General features: G+C 29.2%; 26 protein-coding genes and 4 tRNA genes. 9 read left to right on the forward strand and 21 right to left on the reverse strand.

The genetic code is table 11. The annotated features are described in order from the left end of the window. Nucleotides 1-26 precede the first annotated feature (26 nt). From QK892_RS08020 to QK892_RS08050, 7 genes are all read right to left on the reverse strand, one after another. Nucleotides 27-272, reverse strand: a complete 246-nt coding sequence (locus QK892_RS08020) for a hypothetical protein (protein ID WP_317273026.1) — start codon at nt 270-272, stop codon at nt 27-29. Nucleotides 273-733: 461 nt separating this feature from the next. Continuing rightward, on the reverse strand, nt 734-1,213 hold the full coding sequence (rlmH, locus tag QK892_RS08025) for a 23S rRNA (pseudouridine(1915)-N(3))-methyltransferase RlmH (protein ID WP_317273027.1): 480 nt from the start codon (nt 1,211-1,213) through the stop codon (nt 734-736). A 44-nt stretch (nt 1,214-1,257) separates the two neighbouring features. Next, nucleotides 1,258-1,914, reverse strand: a complete 657-nt coding sequence (locus QK892_RS08030; protein WP_317273028.1) for an Hsp20 family protein — start codon at nt 1,912-1,914, stop codon at nt 1,258-1,260. 385 nt (nt 1,915-2,299) lie between these two features. Next, nucleotides 2,300-2,941 (reverse strand): lactate utilization protein, encoded by a 642-nt coding sequence (locus tag QK892_RS08035; protein ID WP_317273029.1) that lies wholly within the window; start codon nt 2,939-2,941, stop codon nt 2,300-2,302. A 98-nt stretch (nt 2,942-3,039) separates the two neighbouring features. Continuing rightward, the gene (locus QK892_RS08040; RefSeq protein ID WP_317273030.1) at nt 3,040-3,537 is read right to left on the reverse strand and encodes an SEC-C metal-binding domain-containing protein; all 498 of its coding nucleotides are present in this window, start codon (nt 3,535-3,537) and stop codon (nt 3,040-3,042) included. A gap of 39 nt (nt 3,538-3,576) precedes the next feature. After that, nucleotides 3,577-4,368, reverse strand: a complete 792-nt coding sequence (locus QK892_RS08045) for an MBL fold metallo-hydrolase (protein WP_317273031.1) — start codon at nt 4,366-4,368, stop codon at nt 3,577-3,579. A gap of 19 nt (nt 4,369-4,387) precedes the next feature. Then, nucleotides 4,388-5,650, reverse strand: coding sequence for a UDP-N-acetylglucosamine 1-carboxyvinyltransferase (locus QK892_RS08050; RefSeq protein ID WP_317273032.1), 1,263 nt, complete (start codon nt 5,648-5,650; stop codon nt 4,388-4,390). 296 nt (nt 5,651-5,946) lie between these two features. Between QK892_RS08050 and QK892_RS08055 the strand changes: the two genes are divergently transcribed. The 4 genes from QK892_RS08055 to QK892_RS08070 all read left to right on the forward strand — a co-directional run bounded on the left by QK892_RS08055 (nt 5,947) and on the right by QK892_RS08070 (nt 9,057). Then, nucleotides 5,947-6,489 (forward strand): hypothetical protein, encoded by a 543-nt coding sequence (locus tag QK892_RS08055; RefSeq protein WP_317273033.1) that lies wholly within the window; start codon nt 5,947-5,949, stop codon nt 6,487-6,489. Between the two features lie 179 nt (nt 6,490-6,668). Continuing rightward, nucleotides 6,669-7,124 (forward strand): dUTP diphosphatase, encoded by a 456-nt coding sequence (locus tag QK892_RS08060; protein WP_317273034.1) that lies wholly within the window; start codon nt 6,669-6,671, stop codon nt 7,122-7,124. Between the two features lie 79 nt (nt 7,125-7,203). Beyond that, nucleotides 7,204-7,635: a DMT family transporter gene (locus QK892_RS08065; protein WP_317273035.1), complete on the forward strand. Its 432-nt coding sequence runs from the start codon at nt 7,204-7,206 to the stop codon at nt 7,633-7,635. Nucleotides 7,636-7,860: 225 nt separating this feature from the next. Beyond that, nucleotides 7,861-9,057, forward strand: a complete 1,197-nt coding sequence (locus QK892_RS08070; RefSeq protein ID WP_317273036.1) for a S8 family serine peptidase — start codon at nt 7,861-7,863, stop codon at nt 9,055-9,057. Nucleotides 9,058-9,102: 45 nt separating this feature from the next. Here QK892_RS08070 and QK892_RS08075 read toward each other — a convergent pair whose 3' ends face one another. Further along, complete coding sequence (locus QK892_RS08075) at nt 9,103-10,209, reverse strand: M23 family metallopeptidase (protein ID WP_317273037.1); 1,107 nt, start codon at nt 10,207-10,209, stop codon at nt 9,103-9,105. A 153-nt stretch (nt 10,210-10,362) separates the two neighbouring features. Between QK892_RS08075 and QK892_RS08080 the strand changes: the two genes are divergently transcribed. Both QK892_RS08080 and QK892_RS08085 read left to right on the forward strand, forming a co-directional pair. Further along, nucleotides 10,363-11,358, forward strand: a complete 996-nt coding sequence (locus QK892_RS08080) for a DnaD domain protein (RefSeq protein ID WP_317273038.1) — start codon at nt 10,363-10,365, stop codon at nt 11,356-11,358. Continuing rightward, nucleotides 11,351-12,328 carry an ATP-binding protein gene (locus QK892_RS08085; RefSeq protein WP_317273039.1) on the forward strand — a complete coding sequence of 326 codons (978 nt, stop codon included), beginning with the start codon at nt 11,351-11,353 and terminating at the stop codon, nt 12,326-12,328. The genes QK892_RS08080 and QK892_RS08085 overlap by 8 nt, the downstream gene beginning before the upstream one ends. A 598-nt stretch (nt 12,329-12,926) precedes the next feature. Here QK892_RS08085 and QK892_RS08090 read toward each other — a convergent pair. The 4 genes from QK892_RS08090 to QK892_RS08105 form a co-directional block, all read right to left on the reverse strand. Beyond that, nucleotides 12,927-13,001: transfer RNA gene (locus tag QK892_RS08090), tRNA-Thr, on the reverse strand. A gap of 20 nt (nt 13,002-13,021) precedes the next feature. After that, nucleotides 13,022-13,098: transfer RNA gene (locus QK892_RS08095), tRNA-Asp, on the reverse strand. A gap of 7 nt (nt 13,099-13,105) precedes the next feature. Then, nucleotides 13,106-13,181, reverse strand: a tRNA-Val gene (locus QK892_RS08100). Nucleotides 13,182-13,185: 4 nt separating this feature from the next. Continuing rightward, a tRNA-Glu gene (locus QK892_RS08105) sits at nt 13,186-13,260 on the reverse strand. A gap of 254 nt (nt 13,261-13,514) precedes the next feature. Here QK892_RS08105 and QK892_RS08110 point away from each other — a divergent pair. Continuing rightward, nucleotides 13,515-14,774 carry a BaiN/RdsA family NAD(P)/FAD-dependent oxidoreductase gene (locus QK892_RS08110; RefSeq protein ID WP_317273040.1) on the forward strand — a complete coding sequence of 420 codons (1,260 nt, stop codon included), beginning with the start codon at nt 13,515-13,517 and terminating at the stop codon, nt 14,772-14,774. An 86-nt stretch (nt 14,775-14,860) separates the two neighbouring features. Here QK892_RS08110 and QK892_RS08115 read toward each other — a convergent pair whose 3' ends face one another. The 5 genes from QK892_RS08115 to QK892_RS08135 form a co-directional block, all read right to left on the reverse strand. Beyond that, on the reverse strand, nt 14,861-15,613 hold the full coding sequence (locus tag QK892_RS08115; RefSeq protein WP_317273041.1) for an acyl-[acyl-carrier-protein] thioesterase: 753 nt from the start codon (nt 15,611-15,613) through the stop codon (nt 14,861-14,863). 85 nt (nt 15,614-15,698) lie between these two features. Continuing rightward, nucleotides 15,699-16,583, reverse strand: coding sequence for a hypothetical protein (locus QK892_RS08120; RefSeq protein ID WP_317273042.1), 885 nt, complete (start codon nt 16,581-16,583; stop codon nt 15,699-15,701). A gap of 188 nt (nt 16,584-16,771) precedes the next feature. Beyond that, nucleotides 16,772-16,921: a lmo0937 family membrane protein gene (locus QK892_RS08125; protein WP_317273043.1), complete on the reverse strand. Its 150-nt coding sequence runs from the start codon at nt 16,919-16,921 to the stop codon at nt 16,772-16,774. Nucleotides 16,922-16,983: 62 nt separating this feature from the next. Continuing rightward, nucleotides 16,984-17,217 carry a hypothetical protein gene (locus QK892_RS08130; protein ID WP_317273044.1) on the reverse strand — a complete coding sequence of 78 codons (234 nt, stop codon included), beginning with the start codon at nt 17,215-17,217 and terminating at the stop codon, nt 16,984-16,986. A gap of 201 nt (nt 17,218-17,418) precedes the next feature. Continuing rightward, nucleotides 17,419-18,708, reverse strand: a complete 1,290-nt coding sequence (locus tag QK892_RS08135; RefSeq protein WP_317273045.1) for an adenylosuccinate synthase — start codon at nt 18,706-18,708, stop codon at nt 17,419-17,421. A gap of 183 nt (nt 18,709-18,891) precedes the next feature. Between QK892_RS08135 and QK892_RS08140 the strand changes: the two genes are divergently transcribed. Next, complete coding sequence (locus QK892_RS08140) at nt 18,892-20,064, forward strand: NAD(P)-dependent malic enzyme (RefSeq protein WP_317273046.1); 1,173 nt, start codon at nt 18,892-18,894, stop codon at nt 20,062-20,064. A gap of 175 nt (nt 20,065-20,239) precedes the next feature. On the opposite strand, the gene proC is transcribed toward QK892_RS08140, so the two are convergent. Then, complete coding sequence (proC, locus tag QK892_RS08145; RefSeq protein WP_317273047.1) at nt 20,240-21,040, reverse strand: pyrroline-5-carboxylate reductase; 801 nt, start codon at nt 21,038-21,040, stop codon at nt 20,240-20,242. Between the two features lie 130 nt (nt 21,041-21,170). On the opposite strand from proC, the gene QK892_RS08150 reads away from it, so the two are divergent. Continuing rightward, nucleotides 21,171-21,464, forward strand: coding sequence for a hypothetical protein (locus QK892_RS08150; RefSeq protein ID WP_317273048.1), 294 nt, complete (start codon nt 21,171-21,173; stop codon nt 21,462-21,464). A gap of 47 nt (nt 21,465-21,511) precedes the next feature. On the opposite strand, the gene QK892_RS08155 is transcribed toward QK892_RS08150, so the two are convergent. From QK892_RS08155 to rplI, 3 genes are all read right to left on the reverse strand, one after another. After that, nucleotides 21,512-22,849, reverse strand: coding sequence for a replicative DNA helicase (locus QK892_RS08155; protein WP_317273049.1), 1,338 nt, complete (start codon nt 22,847-22,849; stop codon nt 21,512-21,514). 145 nt (nt 22,850-22,994) lie between these two features. Then, on the reverse strand, nt 22,995-24,884 hold the full coding sequence (gene lonC / locus QK892_RS08160; RefSeq protein WP_317273050.1) for a Lon family ATP-dependent protease: 1,890 nt from the start codon (nt 24,882-24,884) through the stop codon (nt 22,995-22,997). Between the two features lie 12 nt (nt 24,885-24,896). Beyond that, a complete protein-coding gene (gene rplI, locus QK892_RS08165) occupies nt 24,897-25,340 on the reverse strand; it encodes a 50S ribosomal protein L9 (RefSeq protein WP_317273051.1) in 444 nt (147 codons plus the stop codon). Nucleotide 25,341: the final 1 nt, after the last annotated feature.

Consider the following 25,341-nt stretch of genomic DNA (forward strand, 5'->3'; position numbering starts at 1 on the left):
TCCTTTTGTATCTGTATTCTACGTTTTTATTGAACATCTATTTGAGCAATTATAGCTTCCATTCTTTGTGCCAACGTTGACTTATCTATTGTTCCTTCCTCATATAGTTCAAATACTCTGCTCTTCCTGTTTTCTAGGTCTTTTAGATTCCTTATTAGCTGTTCTTGCTCGTTTTCCAATGGCTTTATTACATCAGTTCTTTCTCTGTTTAGATTTCTAAACATATCCTTTAGTATCTTTTCATTAAATACTACTTCTTTAATCCTCGTCATCACATATTCTTCTGCATAGTCAGCTCTAACTCCATTGGAATTATTAGTGATATAGCATAGTCATTATTATAAATTATTAAGAAATTTGTATAAGTTTCACCATTACTACATACTATTTTATCAACATATTCAGCAATACCATCAGTGCAATCAATATATGTCTTGTCCTTTATTTCTTCAAAGTCTTTCTATTCCTCTATAGCTATGACATAGCCTCCATCATCTTCACATTTATTTCTATCAGCTCCATATTTGGTGTCTAATACCTGCAATATGCCTTGAATAGTTTCTTATACCTCCTTTGGCAAGAATCCTACCCTTTCAGTCTCCTTTAAATAGCTTAATTCTATCATCTTTACTACCTCCTCAAAATAAAAATACTCTTACCAGTATTGCTAAGGTAAGAGTTTTCGATATTATAATATATATTTATATTTTTTATCATTACAAAAAAGTCTACGTCATTTGTGATACGGTTCATTTTTCATTATTCTAAAACCTCTATATATTTGTTCTAGAAGCATTACTCTAAATAATTGATGTGGGAAGGTCATCTTGGAAAAGCATAACTTATAATTTGCTCTTTTAATTACCTTTTGTGATAATCCTAAGCTTCCACCTATTATAAATGCTATATTTGAGTTTCCCATAACTCCACAGTTTTCTATGTATGATGCAAATTGTTCTGAGGTTAGGTTTTCACCTTTTAAATCCATAGCAACAACATGCATATTATCCTTTATTTTTGAAAGAATTAACTCTCCTTCTTTATCTTTTATTTGTTGTTCTTCCTTTTCAGATGCATTATCTGGAGTTTTTTCATCTGGTAATTCTATTATATCTAATCTACAATACCTAGATAATCTTTTTGAGTACTCATCTATTGCTTGTTTTAAATATTTTTCTTTTAGCTTTCCAACTGAAATTATAGTTATATTCATCCCATTTTCTCCTCTTAAGTATTAATTATTTTTAAATGATTAATTTAACTACTATATTCATCTACATCTATTACTGTAGTTCCTTCATCTACTTCTGGTAGCTTTTTTAGATATATCCTTAATACATCTGCATTAAATACTGCTTGAATTCTCGATGAATCCACTCTTGGTACATAAAAGGTTCTTTCAGCATAATCTTTCTCTTGGATCATAGCTATCGTATGTGAATTATCTTTTAATGCGTGCCTTTTTACCCTTATGCTTATATGATCATTTTCATAATCTATGTCTATATCTTTTTTGCTTACATCTTCAAGCTTTCCTTCTATAAGATACCTATCTCCATAATCTCTAAAGTCTAGTTTTATTTCTTCTTTATCTTCTTCTTCTATAAAAGAGCTGATAGCATCACTATTTATTACAGAGTCAACTATACTATTAATTAATCCCTCATTATTAATTAACGTATTGAAAACATCATTAAATATATTATTAAAAGTACCTGCAAAACTACCACTAAATACATTAATTATATCATTTCCATTAGTAAAACTTCCATATTTATAATTGCTATTCTCAGTGTTTCCACTATATAAATTTCCGTTATAATTATTTTTATTAGTCATATTATTATTTGCTCTATTATTATTAGATTCAGTTCCCATTATATTATTAAACAGAAAAGGAAACATCTCAAACATTATAATCTCCTAACTTATTAATTCCTATATAATATAATTATTTAATAACAGCACTTTTGACACAACAAAAATCGTCATTTGTTATTATTATTTCTCTAGAAATATATCTTTAAGAAATTATCTATTAATTTAATTAGTGATATTGAGGTGATTAAATGAAGAAAAACTTGCTCAAACTATAATTGATTATGCAGACGGATTTAAAGCAATTGAAGAACAGTTAGCAAGAAAAAAACTGAATATAAAAATACTATAAAACAATGCATAAAAATTAGTAGTTTCTTCGATTTATAAGAAAATAGCTTTGAATAAATTAAAAAAATTCCGCTTTTTAGCGGAATTTCTCTCATTATTATGCATTATTAATTACGCATTATGCATTATTCTAGTATCCCATTTCCTCATTCATAAATATTACATGAATCCTGTCCTTATCCCCTTGGCTTGATATAACTGTGAACTCTCTACATATCTTATCATTGCCTTTACAATCCATACAATATCCCACCTTAGTGCAAGGTGTCATCTTATTAAGTCTTTTTGCATTAGCAGGAGCTGCTATCTCCCTATTTCTTATAACTGCTTCATCTATATTTTTAACTATCTTGTTAACTCCAACTATAAGTATTACCTTCTCTGGTCCAAAAAGCATGGCCGCTACTCTATTTCCATTGCCATCTACATTGTAAAGCTTGCCATCTTCTGTTACAGCATTACTGCTAGCAAAATAAGCATCAGCAAAGAAGCTTTCTTTAAATACTTTTGTTACTTCTTCTTTAGTTAATCCTTCCTCATATCTATCTAGGAACTTATATCTTCCACTTCTTAGATGACCTATAACTCCTGTCTCGAATAATGACATTGAACCTCCACAGGCAACAGTGGAATTCTCTTTTACTAATTCTTTTATTTTTTCTATTAGCTCTTCATTATTATTTACTAGATATCCATTCATATTATTTTTATTAAGAGATTGTATTGTTCTTAATATTTTTTGCTCATTTACCCATTTTAAATTATTATCCATTATACCTCCCCAGATATTTACTTTATCTTTATTATAATAAATATATCTTTAAAATAAAATAAAGAGACCTATAAATCATAGCTCTCTTTATTAAGGAATTATTTTCCGCAACATTTTTTATATTTCTTTCCACTTCCACATGTGCAAGGATCATTTCTTCCTATTTTGTTTTCATTTCTTACCATAACAGATTCTCTATATTTTTTTTGAATTTCTTTTCTTTTTTCTGGTGAGAAAATTCCATCCCATTGTGGTAACTCATATAAATATTCTGCTTTTGCATCTAACATATTGAAGTATAACTTTTCTAAATCAACTTCAAGTTTTACTTCTGTCTCAGATGTTAAACTTTCTAAGTCTAATTGAGTTTTTAAACTATCATTAACTCCATCAACAAATCCCATAATAAATTCTGCTGATGTATTTTTCTTTTCAGCTAATTCCTTAATTGTAAAAGTATAGTTTTCTGTATGCTTTGATAATATTTCTTTGTATATAGATTTTTCTATTTCCATATACTCATTCCAAAAAGCTTGTTCTCCTTTTGCCTTAACATATTCAACTACCATATCAGTCCATTGTTTATATAAACTCATACTTTATTCTCCTTCTTGTAAGTATTTTATTTAATTTGACTAAACTACTATTATGTCACTAGGATTATGTCTGTTAGCCATAGTTAAATCAATATCTTCTTTTTGTATAATGTTGTTTTCTCTTAGAACTCCACTAACAGTTTCGAATGCTAAATCTGGGTGGTTATTAGTTCCACTTAAATGACCTAAAATTATTCGCTTGTTTGACTTATATCTTATTAAGTCTACTATTGCCTTACCACAATCCTCATTAGATAAATGTCCAACTTCACTTAATATTCTTCGCTTCAAAGTATATGGATATGGTCCGAACTTTAACATATTAACATCATGGTTACTTTCTAACAAGATAACTTCTGAATCTTTTATATTGTCTCTTATTTCCTCAGTATATATTCCAAAGTCTGTAGTTACACTTGCCTTCTTCCCTTTACAATGCACTGTATATCCAACTGGAGCTACAGCATCATGAGGTATATTAAATGAAATTATATCCAAGTCTTTTATAAACATAGTAGATCTTCTATCCATTATTTTTATATTATGCTCTTTTATCTTTCCTATTAAGCTTTCCATCACATTCCAGGTATCTGCATTTGCATAAATTGGAATATCATATTTACGTGATAAAACTCCAATTCCTTTAATATGGTCTGAATGCTCATGAGTTACAAAAATTCCATCTAAAGTTTTTGGGTCTTCTCCAATAGTCTTTAAAGCCTCATCTATTTTCTTTCCTGGTAATCCTGCATCTATTAAAATCCTTGCATTTTCGGAAGCAATAAAAATACTATTTCCACTACTCCCGCTATATAATGAACAAAATTTCATTCTACTTCCCCCATAGATTTTACTCTTCTACGACTCTTGTAATATCTGCACCTAGGGCTGCGAACTTATTTTCAATATGAGGATATCCTCTATCTATATGTTCAATTTCGTATATTTCAGTAATACCATCAGCCACTAACCCAGCTATAACCATAGCGGCTCCAGCTCTTAAGTCAGTTGCTATTACTTTAGCCCCAACTAATTTTTTTTGACCTTCTATTATTGCCGTTCTTCCTTCAACTTTAATAGTAGCTCCCATTTTTTTAAGCTCATCTATATGTTTATGTCTACTTTCCCAAATAGTTTCTGCAATTAAACTTTTTCCTGGTACCGTACTTAATAAAGCTGACATAGGTTGTTGTACATCTGTTGGGAATCCTGGATAAGGAGCTGTCTTAACATTAACTCCCTTTAAATCACCCTCTACATATACTCTAACGCTATCGTCTCCCTCTTCTACTATGGCACCCATTTCTATAAGCTTAGCTGCAATTGATTCTAAGTGTTTTGGGATTACATTATTTATAGTTACGTCTCCTTTTGTTGCTGCAGCTGCTATCATAAATGTTCCTGCTTCTATTTGATCTGGAATAACGCTATAGTTACATCCAACTAACTTTTCAACACCTTTTATTCTAATTACATCTGTTCCAGCACCCTTAATATCTGCACCCATAGAATTTAAGAAGTTTGCTACATCAACAACATGCGGTTCCTTTGCAACATTTTCAAGTATAGTAGTACCTTCTGCTAATGTTGCTGCAATCATAACATTAATAGTTGCACCAACAGTGACTACATCAAAAAATATATTTGCTCCATGAAGATTCTCAGCATCAACTGTAACAGCTCCATGTTCAATAGTAACCTTTGCACCTAAAGCCTCAAATCCTTTAATATGCTGATCTATTGGTCTCACCCCAATAGGGCATCCCCCTGGAAGTTCTACTTTTGCTTTTTTAAATCTTGATAATAAAGCTCCTATAAAATAATATGAAGCTCTCATCCTTCTTACATCATCAGTACATGCATCTACACTTCTTACATCTGTAGAATCTATTTCTATAGTATTATTATCTATTTTATTAACAGTACATCCAAGACTAGCTAATATTCTTTCAAGACAATGTACATCTTCTATATCTGGTACATTATCAATAATGCATTTTCCTTCACTAGCCATTATTGCAGCTGGTAATATAGCAACAGCTGCATTTTTTGCACCATTTATGTCAACTGAGCCTCTTAAAGCTTTTCCTCCATTTATAACTAACTTTTCCATCCGTTTCACCCTTATCATAAATTATATATATATTAATCTTTCCTATTATTTCAATTATTATCCATTCCATGTAACTTTCTTAAAAACTTACATTTTACATTATATCATAAAAATAATTTAATTAAATAGAGTTTTTTCTTCCAAAAAGGCTTTTTTACTAACTTCGGAATAAAACATACATAAAATTTTTAAATTATATCATCTTTTTTAATTTTCTGTAATATGTTATAATTTATAACAAAGTTTGTATACTATTTAATTGTATATAAATAAATTTGTTATGAGAGGCTGAAGCTATGAAATATTACTTAGTTGCATTATTTGATGATGAATCATATAAAAATTTAAATCCTATACAAAAGAATCTTTCTAAAAAGTTTAGGGCAAATAGAAATTCTCCAGCCCCTTATATACCTTTAGAAGTAATAGAAAATCCTAATATAGATAAGTTAGATGTTGTAATAGATAAAATAGTTAAACCATATAAGAACTTTAAGGTTCAATTATTAAAAGAAGTTTCTGTTTCAGAAACTAGTAAAACCTTAAATGTCAAAATTCAAGATATTGGCTATATTAAAAGAATGAATAGATTAATGAATGATACATTAAGACTACATGGATTTAATGTTCAAGATAACTCTAGTACCCCATCAATGCATATCTCACTCGCTAATCTTAATTTTATTCCAAGAGATATGAAGAAAATTGATGGTGAAGTTAATTTTAAGTCAAATTGCGAGACTTTAAAGGTAGATAGAATAGAATTATGGAGATTTTCAAATAGTAAGAGAGAAACTTTAATAAAAAGTTATCCATTAAAAAAGAATTTATATTTATAAATTAAAAAAGAGAATAAAATTTTCTATTTTATGATAAATTAGAGAGTTTAGTTCTCTTATTTTTTTATTTTTTTGAAATATTTAAAATTTATTTTTTTGTATTCGTTTTCTGTTCTTTTCATTTCTATATTATTTCTGTAAAATAGTATATGGTAAATTAAAAAGCCAGGAGGATGTTTATGGAAATTAAGTCTTTTTTTGAGGCTCAAAGAGAAAGAAATAAACAACTTATTATTGACAGCAATTTAAGCGAATATAAAGTTTGGGCTAGAAAATATCTAGAGTTACATACAAAAATAAGTCATCTAGCTGATGAAACAAAATGTTATAAATATTGGATTGGAGAAGATACACAAATAAATAAAGAAGCTTTATTTGAAAAATATTTGGATTGTTTTATTACAATTACTTCTATTGGAATAGATAAAAAATATGATTCAGTGGAAGAAGTTCCAATAAAGCCAAATGATTATTGCTTAAGTGATCAATTTTTAAATTTATTTATAGATTTAAATGATTTAATAATATCCCCTTCTGAAGACCATTATATAACACTTATTGAAGATTTCATAAGCTTAGGAGTAACATTAGGATATTCTGAAGTTCAAATTAAAGAATCCTTTTTAAAGAATTAAAAGAAAGCCTTCTATGTTTAATAGAAGGTTTTTTAATATTTATTTTATCTAGAGGGAATAATATCTTCGAGGTGATATAATGTTAGCGATTCTATATGCTATTATTTCTGGAATTTCCATGACACTACAGGGGATATTTAACACAAGACTCGAAGAAAAGATTGGAACTTGGGAAACAAATGTAATAGTTCAAGGCTCGGCATTAATTTTTACATTAATAATATTAATCTTTTTTGGTAATGGAAATTTTAAAGCTGTAAAAGAAGTTAATAAACTTTATTTATTAGGCGGAATTTTAGGAGTTATAATAATTTTTACTGTAATGAAAAGTATAGGTTCCATGGGGGCTACCCTAGGTATCGGTATAATATTAATAGCTCAATTAGCTTCTGCTGGAATAATAGATGCTTTTGGATTATTCGGAACTGAGAGAGTTACATTTGGATTTAGAGAATTTCTTGGAATTGGTATTATGATAATTGGAATAATAATCTTTAAATGGAGAGGCTAAAGCTTCTCTTTTTATTTTTTAGGAATTTATAAAAATATTACCCTGTGATTAATTTTTTATAAATTCCTTTCCTTCTGTATATGAGGATATAGATATTATATTCTAGCGACTTGGAGCCTGCGAGGTCGCAAAGAATATAATATCTATATCCTTTTTATTTTATTACATTAACAAAAATATACCTTTTAATATAATATATATTGTGATCAATTTTAGGAGAATAATATGTTTTCTTCAAGTAGAAGATTAGAGGCAAACTTAAAGGCATGTTTAATGTCAAACCCATATAATAACTATAGAATATTAATTAAATATAAGAGATTTCAAGATAGTATAATAAAAAAAATATCTTCATACAAGGGTGAGTTAATAAATCACATAGAATCTTGTAAGATAATATCAGCAAGATTAAACGCTAAGGGCATACAACGGCTCTTAGAGTATCCTGAAATTGAATATATTTGTTTTGATGAATACTTATTTTTATGTGGTATTAGTGTGAATACTGCAAATAAAGTTAGGCTACCCAATAAAAATAGAAATAAAGGTAAGGGAATTGGAGTTGCAATAATAGACTCTGGAGTTTACCCCCACCAAGATTTAATAACTCCATATAATAGAATATCCCTATTTATAGATTTAATTAATAATTTACATTATCCATATGACGATAATGGACATGGAACTTGTACAGCAGGTATTATTGCTGGTAATGGCAAAAGATCTAATGGTATGTATAACGGCATAGCCCCTGAAAGTACAATATATTGCTTTAAAGCTTTTGATAAAACAGGTAAAGGATACTTTTCAGATGTTTTATATGCAATGCAGTTAGTTGCTACTGAAGGTGAAAAAGGCATTGTTAAGGTACTATGTCTCCCTTTTGAATTATTAGGTTATAATATATTCTTACAGAAATTATTTGATTCAATGGTTTCTTTAATTAATAGCAAAAATATTACCTGCATAATACCAAGTGGTAGTAATAGAAACTTAGATGGATCTATTACTGGCCTTGCTCTCTGCAATGGTTGTATAACAGTTTCAGGATATGATTCTACAGCTAATATAAAACCTTATACCTACTCTTCTACAGGCTCTACGAGAAAGGATAATAAGCCTAATCTATGTGCAGCTTGTGTTGATATTATTTCACTAAACTCTGATGTGAATTATATATCTGAAAGAGACGGAAATAAATTATATCCATCAAAATTAGATTTATCTTATAAAAGTTTTACTGGTACATCAATAGCAGCTGCTTATATAGCTGGAATTTGTGCATTAATTTATGAAAATGATAAAAATCTAACGCCGAAGGATATTTCATCAATATTAAAAGTGGCTTGTGAGCAATTAGATGATATTCCTCATAACTACCAAGGTGATGGGAAAATCAACATTAAATTAATATTAAAATAAGAACTCAAGCTTTATACCGCTTGAGTTCTTTTGATTATGTATGATTTATTGAACGATATACTCTGTAGGATCAACTGCTTCATCTTCTACTCTTAACTCAAAGTGTAAATGTGGCCCTGTACTAAAACCAGTATTTCCTACCTTTCCAATTATATCACCTTTTTTCACTCTATCTCCTAATTTCACGTTATATTCACTTAAATGACCATAATATGTATTCATATCATCTTCATGCTCAATAATAATCAAATTTCCATATCCACCATCATTATATTCAGCATAAATAACTTCTCCATCCATTGCCGCAAATACATTATCACCTATATCCCCAGCAATATCTATTCCCTTATGAAACGAATTCCATCTTTCTCCATATCCAGAGGTCATGTAGCCCCCCCTAGTAGGATGACTTAAAAAGGCTACCCCATATTCATATGGATTTTTGGTTCCTCTATAAATTTTTTTACTCACTTGATCTCTTATTATATCTTCTTTTATAATTTTTGAAGCTGTTATTTTGCCAGACTCAACTGTAATTTCCTTAGTATCTATTTTAGTCCCATATACGCCTTCTTCTATTTTAGATTCACCTAAATATAATGTTTCTGTTGGAATTATTATAGTTGATGGCTTTATAGTGTTTACTTCTTCTTTTAAGTATTTTATATTTATTTTAATCTTATCTGGATCTCTCTTAGATAACTCATATATATCATCTGCTAACTCTTCATTGGTTTGAAGCAATCCTACATCAAGTCTTTCTTCTTTTAATGAAATGTTGCCTTTAATATCAAATGTCTTAACCATATCCTCTCTTATACTGTTTTCTTCTATATATTTATTCAGAACTATATTTTTTATATTATTCAAATCATTTTCTATGACAGTATATCCAATTACATCTTTATCTAATATTACTTCATAAGCATTTATTTTCCCTGTTAGTGCTACCATCAGATTATCTAAAATATTATCAGACATTTCATCAGATACCGAATAAATTTTATTATTTAAGTTAATATTTAAATTGTCATTAATCTTTGCGCTAACTTTAGAATAATTAATGTTTACTATAATAATTATTATGATTATTAGTAAGGCAACTTTAGTGAATACCAAATTTAGCCTTACCGATCTACCTTTTATATCCATAAATTCTCCTTTCTATTTATTCAACACATATAATATTTTTTCCATTTATTCAAATAATATTCCTATTTATATTATTTACTTTTGTTGAGGCTATTTCTTCACTTTGATATAATGAACTTATGTAACTATACTTTTAGAAAGGTAAAGGAAAATATGAGCACTTTTATGTTTAAGTCAAAGCCTTTAAAATTTACTCCTGTTAGCAATATATTTATTGAAAGATATATGGCAAAGGCTAGAGGTGAATTTGTTAAGGTCTATCTTTTAATGCTTAAATACAATTTTACTGGTGAACCCGGAGTTAATGCCACGGTTTTAGCTACATCCTTAAATCTTTTAGAATCAGATATAGTAAATGCTCTTAACTATTGGAATGATGAAGGCATCATAAAATTAATACCAATAGATAATATGGGGAATTTTCATATAGAATTTGTAGATATATCTAATGAATCCACTACTAATGTTGAAAAATTTAACTTAGTTGAGGAATTAACTAATACATCAAATAGCTCTATGTTAAAGGATATAGGTAAATTATTAGGTAGAACCCTATCCCCTAGTGAGGTCGAAACTTATATTAGTTGGAAAAAAGATTTTAATTTTTCTTATGAATTAATACTAATATTAATTGAATATTGTGCATCTAAAGGTAAAACTAATTTTAGATATATAGAAAAAGTTGCAATAGCTTGGAATGAAATGAATATCAAAACTATAGATGACGCTCAAAACTACATAAGAAAAACTGAAGATAAATGGGGAACTTATAGAGAAATTCTTAAATTCTTAGGCATTCGAAATTCAGATATTATGAAGCCACAAGAAGATATGCTCGAAAAGTGGACCACAACCTATAATTATTCTCTCGATATAATAAAGAAAGCTTGTGATATTTGTTTCCAAAGATTAAATAGAGCAGACTTCAAATATATTGATGGTATTTTATCAAGCTGGAATAAAGATAATTTAAGAACATTACAAGATATAGAGAAAAAAGACGCTAGTTATAAAAATTCTTCTAAAAAAGTTTATAATAATCCTAAGAATACTAATAAACCAAAATTAAGGTTTGATAACTTTAAAGGTAGAGATTATGATTATGATGATTTAGAAAAGAAATTGTTAGGATGGGATACTGATGATTAAAAAGTATGAAAAAGAATTAGCCTTAATATATGAAAATATTAGAGCCGAAGAAGAAAATAATTTAATAAAAAGACGTAAAGAAATAGAAGAGCATCACCCAGAAATATTGGAATTAGACAGCTTGATTCAAAAAAAATCCGTAGGTATCTCATTATCTATACTAAAAGGGATTGATGAAAAAACACTTCAAAAATATAAGGATGAGATAACTGACTTAAGGGTTAAAAAGACTGAATCATTAGTAGAGAATGGTTATGATGCTGATTATTTAAACTTACATTATAGATGCCAAAAGTGTAAAGATGAAGGCTATATAGGTGTACATAGGTGCCCTTGTTATAGGAAAAAATTAGTTCACCTTTATTATAAGAACTCAGATTTAAGGGATACTCTATTAGTTAATAATTTTAATAACTTTAATCTATCCTTATTTTCTAGTCATAAATTAAATGAAGCTGATAGATTCTCTCCTAGAAAAAATATTGAAAACATACTTAGATTTGTTAGAGAAGATTATATACCTAAATTTAGCGCTTCAACTGATAATCTACTTTTTTATGGTGACTCAGGAACAGGAAAGACATTTTTAAGTTGCTGTATTGCAAAGGAACTTCTTGATGATGGTTTCTTAGTAATCTATAGAACCGTAGATGAACTTATGAGTAATTTAAAAGAAATCAAATTCGAAAATAATTCTGATTTAGAGAATATATTAATAAACTGTGATTTATTAATAATAGATGATTTAGGTGCTGAACAAATAACAGATTTTACAACAACTGAATTTTTTAATTTATTAAATAAAAAACTTCTTAAAAAAAAGAAAATGCTTATATCAACAAACTTATCATTACCTGATATAAGAACAACTTATACTGAAAGAATTTCTTCAAGACTTTTAGGGAACTTCAAACTTTATAAGTTTTACACTGAAGATATAAGAATTCAACTTAATTTAAAAAGAAGATAGCAAAGAGATAAGTATTACATTTCGGACTCCGTCGCAAGCTCCAAGTCGCCGTAATATAATGATTCTCTCTCTTTTACACTGAATGAAATAATTCCTCTCTATTTTAGGAATTATGAAAAGCATCGCCTTAATATGAGGTGATGCTTTTTTATTAAATGCAAAAATTCTAAAGCATAAATTAATTTTAATATTATGAATACTTAATAAAAGGCTCTTCTTTATTTTAGTCTGGATAATTATTAATTTTTTCAACAGGCTATATTATTTCTATCCACAATAAAATTATATTCCAAATAAATGTATAATAAAATGTCTATTAGTACACAATTGTAATATGTTGTATGCCTATACATTCTTGTGAAGGAGATAGTTCTATGGGAAAAGTGGCCATGATATTTGCTATTAAAATATCACCTCTATTTATTGGAGTAGGTGTTGTTATTATTATAGTATTAGGGATGGTTATCTATATGAAAAAAAGAAATGCAGAATAATCTTAAACTATTGCAAATCAAAAGTGGATAAATTTATTTATCCACTTTAGTTTAAAACAAATCCTAATAAAAAAACAAAAAGCTTTAGAATAATCTAAAGCTTTTGGAGCTGGCAATAGGAATCGAACCTACAACCTGCTGATTACAAGTCAGCTGCTCTACCGTTGAGCCATGCCAGCGTATTTATCTTAAGTTTAAGTGGCGACTCAGAAGGGGCTCGAACCCTCGACCTCCGGCGTGACAGGCCGGCACTCTAACCAACTGAGCTACTGAGCCATATAAATGGTGGAAACAACAGGGATCGAACCTGTGACCCTCTGCTTGTAAGGCAGATGCTCTCCCAGCTGAGCTATGCTTCCATAATGGTGACTCCTAGGGGAATCGAACCCCTGTTACCACCGTGAAAGGGTGGTGTCTTGACCGCTTGACCAAGGAGCCATATCTTTTTGTTTGTCGCCCGTACTTGCCTTTCTGTCGGCGAGCACATTAACTATAATACATAAATTTTAATATAGTGTCAACACTTTTTCACAACTTTTTTTTAAATTTTAAATTCACACTAATAAAATGGCTTAAAACCTAGAAATTTATTGCTTTTTATCTAAATTAAATTTCTTAATTATTTTCAATAAATATATTATAATTTTATTTATAAGATTTAAATACAAATATTATTTTTAAGGAGTTTTATTATGATTCATCATGATCTAATTATAATAGGTGGAGGAGCATCAGGATTAATAGCTGCAATTACTGCAAAAGATTTTGGTTTAGATGTTGCAATACTAGAAGGTACTGATAGAATTGGCAAAAAAATATTAACTACTGGAAATGGACGTTGCAATATTTCTAATAGAACTATTTCTTTTCCATTCTTTTCGTACCATAGTGAGAATTCAGGATTTTTTTCTAAAGTTTTATCTGGTTTTGGAGTTGAAGATACAGAAAACTTTTTCTTATCTTTAGGACTTCCTATTATAGAACTATCCAACGGAAAAATGTATCCTAAATCTCTTCAAGCCTCTTCAGTAGTAGATATATTAAGATTCGCAATAGAAGATAGAGGTATACCTTTATACACAGATTGCAAGGTAAAAGATATCCACAAGGGAAAAACTTTTAAATTATCCACAAGTAATGAAGAAAAAAAGTTATTCACATGTGATAAATTAATTTTGGCCTGTGGAGGAAAATCTGCTGTTAAAACTGGTTCCGATGGATCAGGATATAATTTAGCAAAATCTTTAGGTCATACAGTTATTAAAACTGCTCCAGGAATAGTTCAGCTAAAATTGGATAATCCTTATTTAAAATCTATCTCTGGTGTAAAGTTTGATGGTTATGCTACCTTATTAATAAATGGTGAAGCTATAAGAAAAGAATTTGGAGAAATACTATTTACAGACTACGGTATATCAGGACCTCCAATCCTTCAAATATCTGGTCATGCTTCAAAAGCTTTAATTAATAATAAAAAAGTTGAAATTTTAGTAGATATGATGCCTAATGAAGAAATCAGTGATGTAGAAAATTTCCTTGAAGGTCATTTTGCTATGTTTTCACATAGACCAGTTATAGATTCCCTTGTAGGAGTAATAAATAAAAAATTAATTCCGACAGTCCTAAAATCAGCAAACATATCAAATCTTCATATGCCTTGCTATGAGTTGGAATGGAATAATAAAAGAGACATAATTAACATATTGAAATCTTGGAAATTTAAGTGTATTGACACTAATGGATTTAATCAAGCTCAAGTTACTATAGGAGGGGTCAATACAAAGGAAGTAAACTCTTCTACACTAGAATCTAAGTTAGTAAAAGACTTATACTTCTGTGGTGAAATTTTAGATGTTGATGGAGATTGTGGTGGCTTTAATCTTCAATGGGCATGGAGTTCAGGACATATGGTTGCTAAAAATATTGCATCTAATATCATTAATAATAAATAAAAATAAGGTGCTGTCGCACAATGTAGAATCAATAATTCTACATTTTTAATTAAGGAGCTGCCTAGGCAGCTCCTTGCTTTAATATATTAATTTTCTTTCTTCCAGCATCCTATTATCTTAGTTATAACTTTCTTATCTAAATTTTCTATCTTATGTATAGTTATTAATGACCCACCTTCACCTTCTCTTACATCAGTATATACATTAACAGTCTCGCCATATTTACATTCTTTTTCAAATGTTACCTTTACTTCATGTAAGGAATAATTATTTACTATCTCTTCTGGTAGAGTTTCAATTGCCCAATCAATATATTTAGTATTGTTGACATGTTGATTTGAATCTATTTCGCTATATCTGACTTTAAATGTATCCATATACTTAAATTCATCAAGTAATTCAAGCCTTGGAAGACTAAATTCTTCTTTCATATCACCTTGAGCACCATATACCTTATATTGATCCTCTGGAATTCTCATCATTCTTCGCTTTTCCAAATTAATTAATAAAAATATTGCCTTTGCATTTACTATAATATTTCCATTACTATCTTTAATCTCATAATCTCTTAAAGCATAAAACTTTTTGAATCCCACAGGTTCTGTTTTTACACTTAGCTTTTCTCCATACATAGGCTCCCTAAATATCTTTATATGATAATTATAAAAGACCCAAGTCATATTTCTTTTAATTAGCTCATTCATACCTGACCCTAGCTCTTCAGATTGTTTCGTTCCTATATCAGATAAGATATTTATTATTGTTGACATATTCCCCTTTAGATTCTTGTCTACATCATAATAATGTAATTCGTATTCTTTTTCATAAGATTTTCCCATAAAATGCCTCCTAATAAATAAACATTAAAACTCTGTATTACTACAGAGCCCTAATATAATATTCAAACTATTTTCATAATAAATTCTAATTAATTGGATCTATAAAATTATCATCTGAATTCTCATTTAGATAATCTCCCCCAAAGTTATCTATACTTGGCTTAGTTCTATCTAAAACAAATACGTTTAAATAAGCAGAAACATATATTGCAATTACTATTTGTGCAATAATGATTACTATAAATCCTATTAAAGGGATAAAGCTAAGTAATAGTAGTAATAGCCATACTCCTATTAAAATACCAGATAAAGCCGCTAACCTCCCAATTGTTGACCAGAAGTAGCCTTTTCTAAATAAAAGAAAAGTTTCTCTTATTGAATCTATAGCGTCTAACTCATTTACTAAGAATGTTGAATTAAATAAAGATGCTAATGGCCCAGCTACCATAAGTATAGCTATAAATAAAGGTATTAGAATAATAGTTGCTATTCCTAATGTTACTACTGATAGTATTCCCATTAGAATCATTAATACAATCATCCCTATAACGAACATAAGCCACACTAGTATGTTTAAGCCTAGTGCACTCCACTTTTTATTCCATACATATTTAGTTGCTGATTTCCAACTAACTTCATTTCCTTTGTTTGCATCATCTAATATCTTAGTTATTACTAAATAACCAAATCCCGATAGAATCCCTGAGATAATAGATATTAAAAATATTAATACTATTGTTCCTACTCCTATACTTGTAATCATAGTATCTAAAAATGAATTTGTATAATACATAGATGTACCAAGTAAAATTGTTGCAACTAATGTGGAAAATAATATTATCGGTAATATAAGTGCTGGTGCTATAAAAATTCCTATAACCTTAAGAATTTCAAGAAAATTAGACGTACATAAATTAAAAGATCTAGATATAATTTCAGTTATTAATAAGTTACTTTTTCTCTCTTCCATATAATCACCCCTAACTATTATATTTCTATATATATACATTTTATCACAATAATTTACTATTTTATAATTATTTTTCAATACTATTCATTAACTAAAAAAATATCAATTTTATTTTTCATAAAAAAGTGTTGTATATATCTATAAAATATATACAACACTTTTATTAGTAATATACTATACATTTATTGTTAATTAACTTTTCTAGATATAAAATCTGCAATAAAAACTATCGCTGCCACAAATAGTAATATGTGTATTAAACCTCCACCTATTTTAAATAGTAGACCTATTAACCAAAAAGCTACTACAAATCCGCCTAACCATCTTAAAAATCCCATTTACGTAACCTCCTATTCTTTATTAAATCCACTATTTTTACTTTATATATACTATGTCTCCACTATTTTTCTTTTAATAAATCTTCTATTTTGTTTTTTCCATCATCTATATATTCAATACTTTTATTTTTAATTTTTTTTATTATTTTGTCTATTTTATCTGATTTAGAGTTTACAGCAATTCCAGTCAATAACCCAACAGTAGCACCTAACGCCATTGCTAAAGTTAACTCCTTATTTCTATATTTTTTCTTTTCTAATGTATTATCATTTGTAATTTTCTTAAATATAGCCATAACTGTCACTCCTCATTTACAATTATTTTTTAGTATATTTTACCACATTTTCTCTTTTCAGTCAAAAATTCTTATTAAGTGATATTTTTTGTTAGTTATTAGTACTACTTCTAATACTTAATTTTCACAATATAATATAAAAAAGTTGCATCAGTTTAGATAAAATCTATCTGATACAACTTATATAATTCAATATTTCTTTTAAAGTTCTTTTGTCACTCTAATTGTTTGATCTCTTCTAGGACCTACACCAACTATTGAGATTTTAGTTCCAGTAAGCTCTTCAATTCTATTTAGATATTTCTTTGCATTTTCAGGTAATTCATCGTAGCTTCTAGCTTCTGCTACTTCATCACCCCATCCTTCAAATTCTTCATATACTGGTTCACATTTTGCTAAATCACTTAAGCTTGCTGGGAAGTAATCTATAACTTTTCCATCAAACTTATATCCAACGCAAATTTTTAATTTTTCAAGACCAGCTAATGTATCTATTTTAGTAACACATAAAGATGTTAATCCAGATACTCTTACAGTTGTCTTTAATATAACTGTATCAAGCCATCCACATCTTCTTGATCTACCTGTAGTAACTCCATATTCATGGCCTTTTTCTCTAATCCACTCACCTATCTCATTATCTAACTCAGTTGGGAAAGGTCCTTTACCTACTCTTGTTGTATATGCCTTTGCTATCCCTACAGCATTAGTAATCATAGTTGGACCGATACCAGATCCACTAGCAACTCCGCATGCAGTTGTATTTGATGAAGTTACATATGGATATGTTCCAAAATCTATATCAAGAAGCATTCCTTGTGCTCCTTCAAATAACACAGTTTTATCTTCCTTTATTTCATTATATAGTCTTACAGACGTATCTTGAACATATGGTCTTAATCTTTCTGCAAGTTCTAAATATTCCTTTAATATTTCATCATAGTTTAATGGCTCTCCATCAAGGACATTTACTATGTATTTATTCTTAGCTTGAATATTTTCTTTAAGTTTTTCTTTAAATACTTCTTCATCTATAAGATCACAGATCCTAATTCCAGATCTTTCAAACTTATCTGTATAACAAGGTCCAATTCCTTTACCTGTTGTTCCTATATCATTTTTTCCTCTTGCTTTTTCCTTTAGTTTATCTAATACCTTATGGTAAGGCATTATAACATGAGCTCTATCACTAACAATAAGTTTATTTGGCGTTACACTAACTCCTTCGCCTTCTAAATAATCTATTTCAGTAAATAAAGCTTTTGGATCAACAACAACTCCATTACCAATAATATTTAACTTATTATCATATAATATTCCTGATGGTATTAAGTGAAGTTTATATTGCTTGTCACCTACTTCAACAGTATGACCTGCATTATTTCCACCTTGGAATCTAACTATTACTTCTGCCTCTTCAGCTAAGTAATCAGTCATCTTACCTTTTCCTTCATCTCCCCATTGTGCTCCTAAAACAACAAATGCTGACATTAAATTGCCTCCCAACCTAAGGACTTGCAAGCCCTTATTTTTAAAATTAATATAAATTAATCATCAAATACAATATTAACAAAGTAGAATTAAACTTTCAACTAATTTGCGAATATTTTTTTGCAATGTTTTAATATAATTCGTATAATTAGTATGTGAATATGTACTTAAAGGAGTATTTTTATGAATATATACGATGAATCTCTAAAATATCATAAAGAATTAAGAGGTAAATACCAAATTAAATCTAACTGTAGTATTACTAATGAAAAGGACTTAAGCTTAGCCTATACCCCTGGAGTGGCCGAACCATGTAGAGAAATACATAAAGATCCAGAAAAGGCTTATACCTATACTAGAAAATGGAACACTGTAGCTGTTATTTCAGATGGAACTGCCGTTTTAGGTCTAGGAGATATTGGGCCATTAGCTTCACTTCCAGTTATGGAGGGAAAATCAATACTATTTAAGGAGTTTGCAGATGTTGATGCTTTTCCACTAGTTTTAGATACTAAAAACGTAGATGAGATAGTTGAAACAATTATAAGAATATCTCCATCACTAGGCGGAATAAACCTTGAAGATATATCTGCACCTAGATGCTTTGAAATAGAAAAAAGACTTAAAGAAAGATTAGATATACCTGTTTTTCATGATGATCAACATGGCACTGCTATAGTTGTTTTATCAGGATTAATAAATGCTTTAAAACTTGTGAAAAAAAATATTAAAGATATAAAAATTATTATAAATGGTGCTGGTTCTGCTGGAACTGCAATATGTAAATTACTTATTTCTTTTGGTGCAAAGAACATAATTATCTGTGATAAGGATGGAATAATAGATAAGGATAAAGAAAATCTTAATTCAGCTATGAAAGAATTATCCATGATTACTAATAAGGATAATATTAAAGGCGAGTTAAAAGATGCATTGATAAATTCAGATGTATTCATAGGTGTATCAGCCCCAAATTTAGTTACTAAAGAGATGGCTCTTACTATGAATAAGGATGCAATAGTATTTGCTATGGCAAATCCAACTCCTGAAATTTTCCCTGACATTGCGAAAGAAGCTGGAATAAAAATTATCGGAACAGGAAGATCAGATTTTCCAAATCAAGTTAATAACGTTTTAGCTTTTCCAGGAATATTTAGAGGAGCTCTAGATGTTAGAGCAAGAGAAATTAACGAAGAGATGAAAATTGCAGCTGCTTATGCAATTGCAAGTTCTGTCAAAGAAGAAGACCTAAATTACGATTATATACTTCCAAAAGCTTTTGATCTAAATGTTCAAAAAGCAGTTGCTAATGCAGTTAAAGAGGCTGCCATTAAAACAGGAGTATCAAAACTTTAAAATATCACTATACTGATAGCAGAGTGTGTTGACTTGGAGCCAATCCGAGGTCATAAGAGATTTCATAATACCGAAGCATTGAGGTATTATTTCCTTCAGTTCTATTATGATAAATAGCAGAGTGTGTTGACTTGGAGCGAAGCGACGGAATAAGCACTCTGCTATTTATCATAAACTACATGTTTTTAGATTTATCAGCACACTTTTCTAGTGCTCTAATTATAGAACTTCTAAATCCAGAATTCTCAAGTTCTATTACCGCTTCTATTGTTGTACCTGCTGGTGAACACACCATATCCTTTAATTCACCTGGGTGCTTTCCAGTTTCTAAGGCAAGTTTTGCAGATCCTAAAATAGCTTGTTCTGCCATCTTATAAGCTTTATTTCTTGGGATTCCAAGTTTTACAGCTGCGTCTGCCATTGCTTCAATAAACATAAATACATATGCTGGTGAAGATCCACAAAGTGCAATAAATCCATGGAAGTATTTTTCTTCTAATATTTCACACTTTCCAAACATATTAAATATGTCGCAAACTTCCTCTAATTCATCTTCTCTTATGTTTTTATTAGGACAAATAGCTGAAATTGCCTCACCAACTAGTGCTGGAGTATTTGGCATAGTTCTAACTATCTTATAATTTTCTCCAAGCCATTCTTCCATATTAGCTATATATACTCCAGCAGCAATAGATATAATTATAGTATTCTTACTAATACTATCTTTAATATCTAATAATACATCCTTAAAAATATTTGGCTTAATTGCTAAAAATAATATATCTGAAAATTTTGCCACTTCTTTACTATCTAATGTTGCCTTTATTTTAAATTCATTTTCTATATTTTTTCTAGAATTTTCACTTTTGGTAGAAATAAAAATATTCTCTTTAGATACTTTATTAGAAGATAAAATTCCTGTAAGAATTGCTTTTCCCATGTTTCCGCAGCCTATAAAACCTATTTTTTTATTCATTACCTTCACTTCCTTAATAATATTTATTGTAAATAAATTTCTTAATTATTTATAATTTATAAACTCCACCATTATACTCATAGGATATCTTTATTAATAAATTGCAAACTAATTATAAGGAGGGATAGTTATGAATAATAATATAATAGAATTTAAATCATTTAAGAAAAATAAAGACCCTATTATAAAAGTCATAGATAAAAATAGTTTTTATGATATATATATATTTCTTCAAGACTTAACTAAAGAAGAAATAATTTTAAAATACATAAATAACTTTCTTATTTTAAACCTCTCCTTAAAAAATAAGTATAATGACTTATTTAAATTTAAAAGAATTTTATACTTAAATAAAGTGGATATAGACACTCTCCAAAATTCAGTACAAGCTAACTATATATATCTTAAAATTCTTAAAAGTTAAAAGAATGGGCTGTATCAATATTTTTAATTTGATACAGCACCCTCTTATTATTCCTTATATACTAGTTCTAAATTAGCAAATTTACTATGAGCACCAATCCATGCCATCTTAACTGTTCCAACTGGACCGTTTCTTTGTTTTGCTATTATACATTCACCTATATTTTTTTCTTCAGTTTCTTTATTATAGTATTCATCTCTATATAAGAACATAACAACGTCAGCATCCTGCTCAATTGACCCAGATTCTCTCAGGTCAGAAAGCATAGGTCTATGGTCTGCTCTTTGCTCAGGGGCACGTGATAGCTGTGATAAGGCTATAACAGGGCATTCCATTTCTTTTGCTAAAGCTTTTATAGATCTAGATATTTCTGAAACCTCTTGTTGTCTACTTTCACTGCCTGAGCTACCACTCATTAATTGAAGATAGTCAATTAATATCATATCTATACCATGTTCCATCTTTATTTTTCTGCATTTTGATCTCATTTCCATTACGCTAAGACCTGCAGTATCATCTATGTATATCCTGGCCTTAGATAAAGGACCAGTAGCTCTTGCAATTCTCTCCCAGTCATCATCATCTAAATTACCTGTTCTAAGTTTTAACATATCTACATTTGCTTCTGAACAAAGTAATTTATATGCTAACTGCTCCTTCGACATTTCCAGAGAGAAAATAACTACGCTTTTTCCTTCTCTTAATGCAGCATTTTCTGCAATATTTAACGAAAATGTTGTTTTTCCCATAGAAGGTCTAGCTGCGATAAGTACCATATCACCCTTTTGGAATCCTGAAGTCTTTGCATCTAAATCTCTTATTCCAGATCCTACTCCAGTGATAGATCCTTTATTATTAAATAGCCTCTCAATTTCTAAGAAACCTCTTTCTAATACATTTGATAAAGGTTCATAATCATTAGATCCTTGCTTTTCAGCTAAATCAAATATCTTTTTTTGAGCTAGATCTAAAACCTCTTCTACCTTATCTTGCTTATTATAACTTTCTTCTATTATACTGGTTGCAGATCTAATCAATTTTCTTAAAGTTGACTTATCTTCTACTATTGATATATATGCTTCTAGATTCGCTGTCGTAATTACAGATGAACTTACTTCTGATATATAAGTTACTCCACCTGCTTTTTCTAAACCATCTGTTGATTTTAAATATTCTAATAAGGTTACAAGATCAACAGCCATATCTTTAGAGAACATCTCTCTAATAGCCTTAAATATAACCTTATGACCATCCCTATAAAAATCTTCCTCTTTTAATTTTTCTAAAGCTTTTGCTATTGCACTCTTATCTATTATCATTGCTCCAATAACAGATTGTTCAGCTTCTAAACTTTGAGGTAAACTTCTCATAATTGGTGTATCCAATTTGTAACCTCCTTCCTTTCATAATAAATATATTATATCAAAATTTATTAATAGAAAAAAGCTGATAAGTATTATATTGATTGCTTATTCTTCCCAACTCTAGGAAACTCAAAATAATATTTATCAGCATATAATTTAAATATCTTTATTTTTCAAATACTATATCCATTAACTCTTCAATTTTACTTATAGCCTTAACTTCTATATCATTTAAATTTAATGGAATTTCCTTTTCATTTTCTTTAGGAATAACAACAAGTTTTATTCCTTTTCTTCTTGCTCCATAAATTTTTTCAAAGATTCCACCTACGGCTTTAATATTTCCTCTTAAAGATATTTCTCCAGTTATTGCTACATCTTGTCTTATTGGCTTTTCTAATAATGCACTAATTATTGAAATTGTTATTGCTGCACCAGCAGATGGTCCATCAATTCTTCCTCCACCAACGACATTTACATGAATATCATAGTCCTTAATATCCTTATCAGTAATTCTTCTAATTACTGATGCAGCGTTAAATACAGAATCCTTTGCCATAGTTCCTGCAGTATCATTGAATTTAACAGTACCCATTCCTGGCTTCTTTGACTCGAAAGCTACAGCTTCGATTTCCAAAGTTGATCCTAAGAATCCACTTACACCTAATCCATAAGTGTGACCTATTTCATAATTCTCTACATCATGAACTGTTTCAAATGGAACATATCTTCCTATGGATATAACCTCTTCTACATCTTTCAATGTAATTAAATTGCTTTCTTCATTAGAATTATATAATGAATATCCATATGCATCAGCCAATATATTCACAGCTTTTCTACCCTCGATAGTATATCTACTAATAAGTTCTGCAACACCATCTTCTAGACTTACATTTAGTTTTTTAGCCGCATTTTCAATTATTCCAGTAATATCTGATGCTGATAATGGTTCGAAGTACACCTCTGTACATCTAGATCTTAAAGCAGGATTTATTTTCCCTGGATCTTTAGTAGTTGCTCCAATTAATACAAAATCTGCAGGAGCTCCCTTTTCAAAAAGATACTTTACATATCCTGGAGTATTTTCATCATCTGGATCATAATATGAAGATGAATATTCAACTCTCTTATCTTCTAAAACCTTTAGCAACTTATTTTGAAGAATATCATCTAATTCTCCTATTTCATCTATAAATAGAACTCCACCATGAGCTTCTGTTACTAGCCCTGTCTTCGGCTCTGGAACCCCAACTTCTGCTAAATCTTTTTTACTTCCTTGATAAATTGGATCATGAACTGATCCTAATAATGGGTTAGTGATTTCTCTTGGATCCCATCTTAATGTAGTACCATCTACCTCAACAAATTTTGATTCTTCATCAAAAGGTGTAAATCTTAATTTTTTTGCTTCTTCTAAAGCAAGTCTTGCAGCTGAAGTTTTACCAACCCCAGGTGGTCCATATAAAATTATATGTTGTGGATATGGTGATGACATCTTAGAAATTAAAGATTTTATTGCTCTTTCTTGACCAACAATTTCTTCAAAAGTCTCTGGTCTTAAAAGACTCATAACATTCTTATTTATCTTTTTTGCATCTAATTCTTCTAATCTTTCTAATTTCTTAGAAGTCTTCGAACTCTCAGGCCCCTTTTGCTTTCTTATTATAGATAATTTTATATCATCCATAAATTTATCTTGTCTTTCTTGAAGGGCTTTCTCAACTTTTGTCTCAATTTTATTTTGTACATACTTTCTTGCTATATTTTCTGATATATAGTAAATTGTATCTTCTAATACACCACGTAATTCATCTTGACTTGGAACTACTTTTTCTCCTTTTCCATCTGATGCTATTACGTTTAAAGCATATATTCTTTCACATATATTAGTAGAGTTTATATATTTTTGTAGTTTAAATCTTACGATTCTAGCTCTTACGGCTCCCTCATCTAATACATTATTTAATATTTGATTTATCACATTTGCTTGTGCATCTAAAGATAACTCACTGTCTAATAAACTTTCTATGTTTGTTTCATCGTAAGTCTTCAAACTTAGTCCTCCTTATGATTGCTCTACAATAGTTACTTTCATCTTAGTAGACACCTCTGGATATAGTTTAATTTCTATATCATAACTACCTGCAACCTTTATTGTATCCATAACAATTTTCTTCTTATCTACTGATAACTTATATTCTTTATTAATTAATTCTGCTACATCCTTACTTGTTATAGCACCAAATAATCTCCCATTATTCCCTTTTGCTTCTATCTTAACTTCTTTTCCTTTTAATTCAGAAGCTAATTTTTGAGCAGCTTCAATTTCAGCTAATTTTTTCTTTCTTTCATTTTCCTTTTTAGCATTTAATACATGCATATTTGCAGTAGTTGCTTCCTCTGCTAATTTCCTAGGAAATAAAAAGTTTCTTGCATATCCATCTGATGCTTCTATAACATCACCTTTTTTACCTAATTTCTTAACATCTTGTAATAATATTACCTTCATG

It is taken from the genome of Clostridium lamae (genome assembly GCF_033043255.1).
Lineage (GTDB): Bacteria > Bacillota > Clostridia > Clostridiales > Clostridiaceae > Clostridium > Clostridium lamae.

Bases quoted from the DNA above. Each gene is read 5' to 3' on its own strand.
- QK892_RS08020 (WP_317273026.1), bottom strand. From the start codon at position 272: ATGACGAGGATTAAAGAAGTAGTATTTAATGAAAAGATACTAAAGGAT.
- rlmH (WP_317273027.1), bottom strand. From the start codon at position 1,213: ATGAATATAACTATAATTTCAGTTGGAAAGCTAAAAGAAAAATATTTA.
- QK892_RS08030 (WP_317273028.1), bottom strand. From the start codon at position 1,914: ATGTTTGAGATGTTTCCTTTTCTGTTTAATAATATAATGGGAACTGAA.
- QK892_RS08035 (WP_317273029.1), bottom strand. From the start codon at position 2,941: ATGGATAATAATTTAAAATGGGTAAATGAGCAAAAAATATTAAGAACA.
- QK892_RS08040 (WP_317273030.1), bottom strand. From the start codon at position 3,537: ATGAGTTTATATAAACAATGGACTGATATGGTAGTTGAATATGTTAAG.
- QK892_RS08045 (WP_317273031.1), bottom strand. From the start codon at position 4,368: ATGAAATTTTGTTCATTATATAGCGGGAGTAGTGGAAATAGTATTTTT.
- QK892_RS08050 (WP_317273032.1), bottom strand. From the start codon at position 5,650: ATGGAAAAGTTAGTTATAAATGGAGGAAAAGCTTTAAGAGGCTCAGTT.
- QK892_RS08055 (WP_317273033.1), top strand. From the start codon at position 5,947: ATGAAATATTACTTAGTTGCATTATTTGATGATGAATCATATAAAAAT.
- QK892_RS08060 (WP_317273034.1), top strand. From the start codon at position 6,669: ATGGAAATTAAGTCTTTTTTTGAGGCTCAAAGAGAAAGAAATAAACAA.
- QK892_RS08065 (WP_317273035.1), top strand. From the start codon at position 7,204: ATGTTAGCGATTCTATATGCTATTATTTCTGGAATTTCCATGACACTA.
- QK892_RS08070 (WP_317273036.1), top strand. From the start codon at position 7,861: ATGTTTTCTTCAAGTAGAAGATTAGAGGCAAACTTAAAGGCATGTTTA.
- QK892_RS08075 (WP_317273037.1), bottom strand. From the start codon at position 10,209: ATGGATATAAAAGGTAGATCGGTAAGGCTAAATTTGGTATTCACTAAA.
- QK892_RS08080 (WP_317273038.1), top strand. From the start codon at position 10,363: ATGAGCACTTTTATGTTTAAGTCAAAGCCTTTAAAATTTACTCCTGTT.
- QK892_RS08085 (WP_317273039.1), top strand. From the start codon at position 11,351: ATGATTAAAAAGTATGAAAAAGAATTAGCCTTAATATATGAAAATATT.
- QK892_RS08110 (WP_317273040.1), top strand. From the start codon at position 13,515: ATGATTCATCATGATCTAATTATAATAGGTGGAGGAGCATCAGGATTA.
- QK892_RS08115 (WP_317273041.1), bottom strand. From the start codon at position 15,613: ATGGGAAAATCTTATGAAAAAGAATACGAATTACATTATTATGATGTA.
- QK892_RS08120 (WP_317273042.1), bottom strand. From the start codon at position 16,583: ATGGAAGAGAGAAAAAGTAACTTATTAATAACTGAAATTATATCTAGA.
- QK892_RS08125 (WP_317273043.1), bottom strand. From the start codon at position 16,921: ATGGGATTTTTAAGATGGTTAGGCGGATTTGTAGTAGCTTTTTGGTTA.
- QK892_RS08130 (WP_317273044.1), bottom strand. From the start codon at position 17,217: ATGGCTATATTTAAGAAAATTACAAATGATAATACATTAGAAAAGAAA.
- QK892_RS08135 (WP_317273045.1), bottom strand. From the start codon at position 18,708: ATGTCAGCATTTGTTGTTTTAGGAGCACAATGGGGAGATGAAGGAAAA.
- QK892_RS08140 (WP_317273046.1), top strand. From the start codon at position 18,892: ATGAATATATACGATGAATCTCTAAAATATCATAAAGAATTAAGAGGT.
- proC (WP_317273047.1), bottom strand. From the start codon at position 21,040: ATGAATAAAAAAATAGGTTTTATAGGCTGCGGAAACATGGGAAAAGCA.
- QK892_RS08150 (WP_317273048.1), top strand. From the start codon at position 21,171: ATGAATAATAATATAATAGAATTTAAATCATTTAAGAAAAATAAAGAC.
- rplI (WP_317273051.1), bottom strand. From the start codon at position 25,340: ATGAAGGTAATATTATTACAAGATGTTAAGAAATTAGGTAAAAAAGGT.